Annotated in this window: 16 protein-coding genes and 1 pseudogene; 3 read left to right on the forward strand and 14 right to left on the reverse strand. The window is 46.2% G+C overall.

Translation table 11 applies throughout. The features are described from left to right. Window positions 1-17 precede the first annotated feature (17 nt). The 3 genes from RS881_RS55155 (at window position 18) to RS881_RS55165 (ending at window position 1,203) form a co-directional block, all read left to right on the forward strand. Window positions 18-356 carry an exodeoxyribonuclease III gene (locus RS881_RS55155; RefSeq protein ID WP_315818567.1) on the forward strand — a complete coding sequence of 113 codons (339 nt, stop codon included), beginning with the start codon at window positions 18-20 and terminating at the stop codon, window positions 354-356. Window positions 357-368: 12 nt separating this feature from the next. Then, the gene (locus RS881_RS55160) at window positions 369-674 is read left to right on the forward strand and encodes a DUF4286 family protein (protein ID WP_315818568.1); all 306 of its coding nucleotides are present in this window, start codon (window positions 369-371) and stop codon (window positions 672-674) included. A gap of 289 nt (window positions 675-963) precedes the next feature. Beyond that, on the forward strand, window positions 964-1,203 hold the full coding sequence (locus RS881_RS55165; protein WP_425476330.1) for an HU family DNA-binding protein: 240 nt from the start codon (window positions 964-966) through the stop codon (window positions 1,201-1,203). A 491-nt stretch (window positions 1,204-1,694) separates the two neighbouring features. Here the strand turns inward: RS881_RS55165 and pdxH are convergent. The 14 genes and pseudogenes from pdxH to RS881_RS55235 all read right to left on the reverse strand — a co-directional run bounded on the left by pdxH (window position 1,695) and on the right by RS881_RS55235 (window position 8,928). Further along, window positions 1,695-2,335: pseudogene (gene pdxH / locus RS881_RS62470) on the reverse strand (pyridoxamine 5'-phosphate oxidase). 74 nt (window positions 2,336-2,409) lie between these two features. After that, on the reverse strand, window positions 2,410-3,048 hold the full coding sequence (locus RS881_RS55180; RefSeq protein ID WP_315818571.1) for a hypothetical protein: 639 nt from the start codon (window positions 3,046-3,048) through the stop codon (window positions 2,410-2,412). 74 nt (window positions 3,049-3,122) lie between these two features. Next, on the reverse strand, window positions 3,123-3,431 hold the full coding sequence (locus tag RS881_RS55185; RefSeq protein ID WP_315818572.1) for a hypothetical protein: 309 nt from the start codon (window positions 3,429-3,431) through the stop codon (window positions 3,123-3,125). A 179-nt stretch (window positions 3,432-3,610) separates the two neighbouring features. Beyond that, window positions 3,611-4,324, reverse strand: coding sequence for a UMP kinase (gene pyrH / locus RS881_RS55190; RefSeq protein ID WP_315818573.1), 714 nt, complete (start codon window positions 4,322-4,324; stop codon window positions 3,611-3,613). A 234-nt stretch (window positions 4,325-4,558) separates the two neighbouring features. Continuing rightward, entirely contained in the window at window positions 4,559-4,687 is a 129-nt protein-coding gene (locus RS881_RS62730) for a hypothetical protein (protein WP_527250368.1), read from the reverse strand. Window positions 4,688-4,751: 64 nt separating this feature from the next. Then, window positions 4,752-4,964 carry a DUF8817 family protein gene (locus RS881_RS55195; RefSeq protein WP_315818574.1) on the reverse strand — a complete coding sequence of 71 codons (213 nt, stop codon included), beginning with the start codon at window positions 4,962-4,964 and terminating at the stop codon, window positions 4,752-4,754. 315 nt (window positions 4,965-5,279) lie between these two features. Beyond that, a complete protein-coding gene (locus RS881_RS55200; protein WP_315818575.1) occupies window positions 5,280-5,951 on the reverse strand; it encodes a hypothetical protein in 672 nt (223 codons plus the stop codon). 355 nt (window positions 5,952-6,306) lie between these two features. Beyond that, window positions 6,307-6,573, reverse strand: a complete 267-nt coding sequence (locus tag RS881_RS55205; protein ID WP_315824935.1) for a type IX secretion system membrane protein PorP/SprF — start codon at window positions 6,571-6,573, stop codon at window positions 6,307-6,309. 55 nt (window positions 6,574-6,628) lie between these two features. Next, complete coding sequence (locus RS881_RS55210; protein ID WP_315818576.1) at window positions 6,629-7,207, reverse strand: PorP/SprF family type IX secretion system membrane protein; 579 nt, start codon at window positions 7,205-7,207, stop codon at window positions 6,629-6,631. A gap of 9 nt (window positions 7,208-7,216) precedes the next feature. Next, window positions 7,217-7,480, reverse strand: a complete 264-nt coding sequence (locus RS881_RS55215; protein ID WP_315818577.1) for a T9SS type B sorting domain-containing protein — start codon at window positions 7,478-7,480, stop codon at window positions 7,217-7,219. Then, window positions 7,474-7,725: a hypothetical protein gene (locus RS881_RS55220; RefSeq protein ID WP_315818578.1), complete on the reverse strand. Its 252-nt coding sequence runs from the start codon at window positions 7,723-7,725 to the stop codon at window positions 7,474-7,476. The genes RS881_RS55215 and RS881_RS55220 overlap by 7 nt, the downstream gene beginning before the upstream one ends. Next, window positions 7,719-8,066: a hypothetical protein gene (locus RS881_RS55225; protein WP_315818579.1), complete on the reverse strand. Its 348-nt coding sequence runs from the start codon at window positions 8,064-8,066 to the stop codon at window positions 7,719-7,721. The genes RS881_RS55220 and RS881_RS55225 overlap by 7 nt, the downstream gene beginning before the upstream one ends. A 107-nt stretch (window positions 8,067-8,173) precedes the next feature. Further along, window positions 8,174-8,617, reverse strand: a complete 444-nt coding sequence (locus RS881_RS55230; protein ID WP_315818580.1) for a fibronectin type III domain-containing protein — start codon at window positions 8,615-8,617, stop codon at window positions 8,174-8,176. Beyond that, entirely contained in the window at window positions 8,614-8,928 is a 315-nt protein-coding gene (locus RS881_RS55235) for a hypothetical protein (protein WP_315818581.1), read from the reverse strand. The genes RS881_RS55230 and RS881_RS55235 overlap by 4 nt, the downstream gene beginning before the upstream one ends. Window positions 8,929-8,931 lie beyond the last annotated feature (3 nt).

The raw sequence follows: 8,931 nt of genomic DNA on the forward strand, positions 1-8,931 counted from the left end.
GGGTAAAGCATCCGAAGTTGATCCTTTGTGGGGATTACAATATCGCACATAAGGAAATAGACATTCATGACCCCAAAGGCAACAAGAACTCATCGGGCTTTTTACCAGAGGAGCGGGCTTGGATGGATAAGTTTATCGGTAGCGGTTGGATAGATACTTTTCGTGAGCTGCATCCAGAACCACAGCGGTATAGCTGGTGGAGTCAACGTTTTCCTTCTGTACGCCTGCAAAATAAAGGTTGGAGAATTGACTATATCAATGCAACAGAACCGCTGCGTAAACGTTTAAAGGGCGCTGAAATTTACCCTGATGTAATGCATAGTGATCATTGCCCGGTATTCCTGGAATTAAAATAATAATGGTTCAACATGTATATATACAATGTTACCACCTATGTACACTGGAGTATTCATGAAGCGTGGGTACAATGGATGCAACAGGAACGCATTCCTGCCATTATAGAAACGGGGTGTTTTAGGAAATTTCAACTGGTGCGTGTGCTGGAAACAGATGAAACGGAAGGGCCTACCTATGCAGTGCAGTACTTTTCCGAAAGCAAGGACGACTATTTACGCTATAGGGAAAACCATGAGCCTGCTTTACAAGCAGCAGGGCATAGTAAATGGGGCGCGTATTGTATCTCATTCAGCAGCTTAATGGAGGTTTTACACTGAGTGTGGATAATATTTTTTTAATTAGGCTGAGTAGGAAATTATTGTATATTCCCCGCAAACCCTTGCGGGGCCCGCATTTCAGCTTATCAGGCGTGAAACACAGGCTGGCACTGCATTTCACAATACACCTTAAAAACAGGTGTATCATCAAAACTGTTGACATGTTCTATAATCCTTGCCCCAAGCGGATTATAGCAATTTAGCAAATGTTAATTTTAGGAGATAAAAATTTTGTTTCATTGACAAAACGTCTAAATTTGTCCTGCTTAAATTTTTAAAACATTACACTATGAACAAAGCTGAATTAATCGCAAAGCTTGCAGATGACGCTGGTATCACTAAGACACAGGCAAATGCCGCTTTGGATTCTTTTGTAGAAGCAGTTACTAAGACCCTGAAAGGTGGTGGTAAAGTAACCCTGGTTGGTTTCGGTACATTCTCTGTTTCCAAAAGAGCTGCTCGTAACGGCCGCAACCCTCAAACCGGCGCTGTTATCAAGATCAAAGCGAAAAAAAGTTGCCCGGTTTAAGGCAGGTAAAGAATTGCAAGCTAAATTATAATTGCTGCATCCACTGCATGGAAAGCTCCGTTACAAAGCTCATAGCAAATGGGCAACTGGTACCGGAGCTTTTTTTTGCCCATTGGTGAAAGGGGCAATCAAGCGGTAAGGGAATACAGTAAAATTTGCTTTTGTTCAACCTGGGCGAAGTAGTATTTTTGCACTCTATTTTTACTCAATTAAAAGCATAGTAACATGGGCAGAGGTGATAAAAAAACCAAAAAGGAAAAACTTTCAAGGGTTCTTTTGGCAAAAGCCGACCTGCAAGAACCAAGAAAGCAGCTCCCAAGAAAGAAAGCAAATAGTTGATACGTTGATGGGTTAATAGGTTGGAACGGGGTTCCGTTTTGACTTATCAACCTTTCAACTCCTCAACCCTCCTCCTAGCTGGCATACAGCCGGTAGAGGGCCCAGATCAATGATTATCAGTAAGCTTTTACTGATCGCTAATGAACCCGGTATTAAGGTGCCAGCCTTTCCATGATCCAGTTTCCCTGCTGGTTTACGGTATAATACAGACGGTCGTGCAAGCGGTTGGAACGGCCCTGCCAGAACTCAATGCGCAGTGGCTTTATGCGGTAACCGCCCCAATGTGGCGGGCGTAATATGGGTTTTGAGTGGAATACTTCCCTGAATTTAAGGTCTTGTTCATCCAGCCATTCCCGGTTTTCAATGACCTGGCTTTGGGGTGATACCCAGGCGCCGATACGGCTACCTTCCGGGCGGCTATTGTAATACTGGTCGCTTTCTTCCTCACTTACTCTTTCAACCCGGCCGCTGATGCGAACCTGGCGTTCCAATTCCTTCCAAAAAATACCAGGCTGGCCTGTGGATTGGCCTCTAACTGTTGCCCTTTGGCACTGGAATAATTGGTGAAAAATACAAACCCCTGCATATCATAATCCTTTAGCAACACTATACGCGCATCGGGCACACCAGTGGTAGAAGCGGTAGCCAGGGTCATGGCATTTACCTCATCAATTTCAGCGGCCAGGGCTTCCTCCCACCATTGGGTAAATTGCTCAATGGGATGTTTTTTAGCGTCGGTTTCTGTAAAGGCTTTTAGTTTGTAATCCTTCCGTATATCTGCAATAGATGACATGGCTATGGTTGATTAGAGGGCAAAATTACGGCTTTTAGCTGTTAGCCTTTAGGCGTTAGCAATTGACAGCCTTATCAACCTTTTTCTTTGTCTTTTTCACTGGAGAGGCGTGAAAGGAGTATTTCTATTTCACCAATGCGCTTGAGTTGTATTTCCAGCTTTTTATTGTGCTCTGCCACCTGCTGCAGGTCGGTATTCAGTTCTTCCAGGTAGCCTACTTTTTTGAGCAATTGCTGACGCTGGAAGTTGGATTCACGCAGTTTATCTTCTGTATCGGCCAGGAGGCGGGCCAGGCGTTGGTGTTCTTCCAGCATATTCACCTGCTTCATTTTAAGTTCATCGAACTCGCGGGTGATCTTGAAATAAGCCTGTTGTAGTTCTTCGTATTCAAAACCTTTGTGCTGGGGTGAGGTAGAAGATTCAATTTTGTGCAGGCGATCCTGCAGTACGCCAAATTCCTCATAAGCTTTTTCAAGGCGCCCTTTCACCTCATTGCTCAACACTTGTTGTTGGCGTACCTGCTTCAGCTCGGCTTCTTTGTCCATCAGCGCACGACGGGCATCACGCAATTGCTGGCTCAACATTTCATTCAACTGTTGGACTTCTGTAAACTTTTGTTCGGATTCCTTCAGCATTTCCACCTGCCTGAGGAGTCGGCTGATATCCTGGTTATGGGCAAACAGGTTGTCCTGAGCATGTTTTAGTTGGGACATGAAATTGCCGGATACCTTTTCATCTTGTTCTTCTTCGTATGTTTCATTCCCGGGTATGGCTGCTTCCAGGCGTGCTATTTCTTTTTAAAGTCTTCGACTTCCATTTCCAGCAGCTCTTCTTTTTCTTTTGCTTCTTCCAGTTCACGGGTCAATTGTTCGCGCAGGTCAACTTCTTCATAAAATTTCAGGCGCCATTCGTCCAATCCGCCAATGGGTTCTGGTGCCAGAACGGCTGGTTCAGTAGAAACAGAAGGCATTATTTTTTTCTGGGTGAGGTAAAAGTGGATGGCAAATCCCAGGATCAGGGATACCAGCATGAATACAATCATCTCGGTAAGACCGATAGCTATTTTAGAAGCCAGTAAAATGTGTAATAGGTTCATAGCAGTTCGGAAATTTCCTTTACGCACGGGTCCTTCTGGGATACCTCATCTTTCAAGGGACATGAACAGTGGGGAGAGTTGTAAAAATGCCGGGGTCAGGGGCATTTTCCCTGTTAAAGTAGTGCGATAAACCCACATATACAAGCCTGTGGGGGCTAATAATTTTGTTAAATTGGTTATCAGGATTTTACCAGGGTTCCAACTCTTTCGCCACAGACCACTTTACGGAGATTTCCGGCAGTATTCATGTCAAAAACAATGATGGGAAGGTTGTTTTCCATGCAAAGGGTGAAGGCCGTCATGTCCATAACCCTCAGGTTTTGGGAAATACATTCCTGGAAGGTGATGGTATCGTACTTTTTGGCAGTGGGGTCTTTTTCGGGGTCGGCATTATAGATCCCGTCTACCCGGGTACCTTTTAAAATAACGTCGGCTTCAATTTCGATAGCGCGGAGGGAACCGGCGGTATCGGTGGTAAAATAGGGGTTGCCTGTACCAGCTCCGAAGATCACAACGCGGCCTTTTTCGACGTGGCGGATGGCCCGGCGACGGATATAGGGCTCTGCGATCTGCTCCATTTTAATGGCGCTTTGGAGGCGGGTATATACACCTACTTTTTCCAGCATGGCCTGCATGGCCATTCCGTTGATCACGGTGGCCAACATGCCCATATAATCGCCATGAGCGCGTTCTATGCCTGTTTCAGCCTCATTCATGCCGCGGTAGATATTACCGCCGCCAATTACAATAGCTACCTGTACACCCAGGTCTACAATTTCCTTGATATCGCGGGCATAATGATCGAGTACAGCGGGATCCATACCGAAACTTTTATCCCCCATCAATGATTCTCCACTCAGTTTTAACAGGATGCGTTTGTACTTGGGCAGCATGAGCAAATAATATAAAATTAACGATGAAAACTGCCAGCTTTGGCAAATTGCTGTGCAAAGAAAGGGTTTTTGGCGAACAGAACAAAGGGGAAAAGGGAAGGCGATGGCAGGAGGTCAGGATCCGGAGGCTGGAAACCGGCATTAGGAAATGTACGATGAGGCGTTGGATATTAGTTTTTAGCCTTTAGGTATTTGTGGCTGGCATTGGCTTTTTAGGACCTTTGGAGGTCTATTTTATGATGCCGGTTTAGGCGGGAGCTTTATTTTCCTGCCAAAGCGTAGACAGGTGTCTGCAATGTCGACCAATTGAAATTCGCGTACGCCAACATTGGGTTTATCTCTTATTTCACTGATCCTGGGCAAACCTCTTGTAGGAAGTTTGCCGCTTTTTTCCGGAGGGCATTGGAAAAATGTTCGTACAGCTCATCTACTTCCTCGCAGGTAATATAGCAGGTATGATAGACTTTTTGGGATCGTGGTGCTTAATGCCATAGAAGTCGAACCTGATCCAGTCTTTCTCTACCACGGCATAGGGGTTGGGGCTTTTCTGATAATAACTGATGGTAAATCCGAGGGATTGATAAAAGGCCATCAGCTCATCCAGTGACAGGCAGGGGAATATGGGTGTAATTGTATTCATAAGCGCTCAAAATTGAGTATAAACTATAGAATACGCCAGCGTAAAAGGATTATAAACCTGCCTGAAAGGATAATAGCAGGCCTCTCCTACAGCAACAAAAATGCACCCCTGGAAAGGAGCGCATTTGTCTGGGTGACGGACTCTTTCTAATACAAACTAAACTGCAATCGTTGATTTATGGATTATCCTGATTTTGCTGATTATTCGCTGATCAATCACTGATTCTGGGGTTATGGGGATCCCGCTGATGAATCGCTGATTTGTGGATCTTATTGATTCCATGGATTAAGGCCTTGAGGCGATGAGGGAATATTATTAATAGGTTATTCCTGGGAAATCGTTTTTTGCCTGAATGAATTGTGTTTCCCAGGTTGCGGGCCAGCCAAAAGCTGTAGTGGCCTGCGCTTTTAAACTGGCGCCTGCCGCCCCACTCCAGAAATGCACAAACTCGCCCCAGTTCATATCCCGGGTATAACGGCTCTCTCCATTCCTGGGAAAGTGGGCAGCCAATAAGGAAAAGAATTTAGCCAATACTTTATTGCCGCCATATTTATCATAAATGGGATAGAACCAATTCTTGAACCATTGGGTATTGGGGGCCGGGAAGTTATCGGAGGTATTCACCATCAGGTTGAACCAGCGGGTAGCATCAGCCTCACGCTTGAGGCCCTTGTACACGTCATAGATATAGATCTCCATCCACTTACTGTCTTTCCAAAGGCTAAAGGCAGGTGAACCCCTGGTCCCGAATGTGGTACTTTCCACGATATGGCCAATTTCATGGGTCGACAGATCTAAGTCATTACCAGTACCGCTCAGCCAGGCATTACCGGCGTTGGAACCGCAATCAATTACATTCTTGTTGTCGTGCCCCGGATCATAATAGTAAGCGGGGTGGCCTCCTCCGTATTTACCGGTATGATAAATGGCATACAACCTTTTATCGGTGCTATACAATTTGCCATAGGTAGCATTGAGTACAACCACACTTCTTTTAAGAAGGTGAAAGGCCAGGTAATGGTTCTCGATACCTCGTTGTCATAATACACGGCCAATACGGTATCATAATACACACGGCTTACCAATTGGTTGTGATCAAACCAATGCTCCTGCCAGGTTTTAATGGGCGCATCGGGTGGATCCACGGCCGGGGATTGACTGGTGGTGGAGTTCCGTCTCCACTACTTTTTTACAGGCCACCGATAGCAGCGATATTGTCAAAAGGATAAGGGCTATTAGGTTTATACTTCTTTTCATTAAGATCAATATTTTGTTGAATTCTTTAGACCAGGGTGAGCCGTCCTTGAGGGCGGCCCACCCTTAGACAAGTACAGACTAACCATTATTTTTCTTTCCCGCCTAGTGAAAAGTTAAGTCCTACTTCAAAACTGCCATCGGTGTACTGGCGCATGGCCGATCCCGCAGAGGTATACATGGCACTCACCACCAGTTTATCGGCAATCTTCAATCCTGCTCCCGCAGTGATGTTTTTGGAAGTATGGTAAAGGCCAAACAGGTTTATCATTTTCAGTGTTATATTGGCACCGGCATCAATGATATTGTCGGATCCCTTCATGCCCCGGAAGGCCACTTTGGGTTCTATAGTAATATCTCCGTCATTGAATGAGAATTTATAACTGGCTGCTGCAAAAAAGTAGGTCTGTTCACGATGCTGTCGTTTTCCTTTCTAAAGTAGGTGACGATATTGGGAAAGGCCCCTGCACGGTGATCTGCTTATCGGTGTAAGCCACCCCAATGCTGCCGTCGAAGCGGATATTATTTCCTTCTGTAAGTAGTACATCCCCTTGATCACCATTGAAGTTCTTCAAGTCAATTCGACGGTTCATGGCTCCGGCAGAAATACCCAGATGGACCCGTCCACCGTTGTTGGTTACAGGCAGGTAATAAGCATAGGTAGCCATGGCCATACTGGTATTGAGCAGACCTGCGTTATCGTTGTACACGGTAATGCCCAGGTTTATTTTATTGCCGCTGCTGTATTCGCCGGTGGCGTACAAGCTATAGGGGCTATTGGATATGCCTGCCCATTGACGGCGGTAGCCCACACCAGCTTTTATTTTATTATCGCCGCCTACCATGGCTGGATTGGCGAGGTATTGGTTTTGGAAATAGCTGGCGGCAAAGGGGTTTTGCTGGGCCATTGTTTTACCACCAAGTAGGATCGCAGTCAAGGCAATGGATAGTGTGCGGATGATTTGCCTGAGTTTATATAGTTGTTTCATTTGTATTGCTTATTTACGGTTGCGAATAATGGTTAATACGCCTTGTGAAGAAGGTATGCCTGGACCCAGTTTAATGGTATAGAGGTAAGCACCTTCGGGCAATGGGGAGCCGTTGTATGTGCCCTCCCAGTCGTTCATATAATTCTTCTGTGTAAATACCACCCGGCCGGCCCTATCTATTACTCTCACTTCGTTATTGGGAAAAGCATTGATATTCCAGATCACCCAGCGATCATTCTTACCATCGGCATTGGGTGTTATGATATTTACCACATCGAGGTTGTAATTGCCCTGTAATTGAATGGTAACGGTAGCGGTATCCTTACACCCCGGTCGTTGATACCCAGTACTGTGTAAGGCGTGTTGATGGTGGGCCTTACTGTAAGTATGGATGATTGCCGACCATTGACAATACCATGGGCTGCTGTCCAGGTATAATTATCTGCACCGGAAGCGGTAAGGTGGGCAGTTTCCAGTCGTGGAATTACCAGGCCTTTATCCGAAGCAATATTCACCACGAGGGGTTCACCACTATTGTAAAGGTGCGGGTATAGGTATCGTTACCTCCATTGAAGGTGGCGCCATTGTCCTGTGCCCTGACGGTAATGATAGCAGTACCTCCTTTAGCAGCATTATAAGAAAGCTGGGCCTTACCATTTACTACGGGTGTTACGGACAGCTCATCGAATAAGGTGGCATCGGAGCTGGTGACTGCCAGGGTAACCAATTGCCAGGCTTCGGCGCCAGGTGTGATACCGGTAAGATCAAATGTGAACGTGGAATCGGTAGTACAGATGTCTTTGTTGGTAATGGCATCCAATGTAGGTGCTGTATTCTTACCCTGTGTGATCACGGTCACAACATTGCTGTAATAAGAGTTACCAAACGTGTTTTTGGCCTTTACGCGGTAATAATACCGGGAGGCGAGGTTCAGGCCGTTATCGGTATGGGTTTCTATCTCTGCCGCTACGCTGGCAAGGGAATGAAATTAATGCCATTCACGGAGCGTTCTATTTCAAAGCCGGTTTCATTGTTCGAGCGGTCATCCCAGGTAAGGGATATGGCAGTTTCGGATAGTGGAGCCCCCTGCAGGTTACGTGGTGTAAGGGGCAGGTTGGGATCATAATCTGTAATGGTATCCACTATTTTGCTCCAGATGGATTTGGTAGCAGCATTCACTGCGCGGATACGGAAGTAGTATTTAAAGCCGCCCAGCAGGTTGGGCACTTCATACGTTGTTGCATTGGCAGCTGCAGTACCGGCAGCTTCAAAGTTGAGGCTATCTTCTGATCTTTCTATTTCAAAGCCGGTTTCGTTGGTGGAGTTGTCGGTCCACTTTAAAGTGGCAGTAGTAAAGGTTACTGCTGTTACATCGAGGTTGGCGGGTACTTTGGGGGCATTGGGACTCATGCCCCATATTTCCATTCGCTGATCTGGCCCATGATACCACCATCGCCACCATTCTGTGTAACGAGCAACCTGAAATAGGTATAGGGGTTGGTATTGGCGAATGCAAAGGTGTAGCCTGTGGAGCGGGCAGGTAAGGTAACGCCGGTGCGGGTATCCAGATCCGTCCAGGTACCCAGGGTATCGTTGGTAGCCTGGAATTTCCAGGTTTTGGGATCACGGCCAGCGGCATCATTACCGGTGGTGATGGTGTATTTGGTAACGACCCATGGATTTTGTGCGCGATATCGTGCCCAGTAACCATCTGTGGGCATGGC

Origin of the sequence: Paraflavitalea speifideaquila, from assembly GCF_032395985.1 — a bacterium.
Taxonomy (GTDB): domain Bacteria; phylum Bacteroidota; class Bacteroidia; order Chitinophagales; family Chitinophagaceae; genus Paraflavitalea; species Paraflavitalea speifideaquila.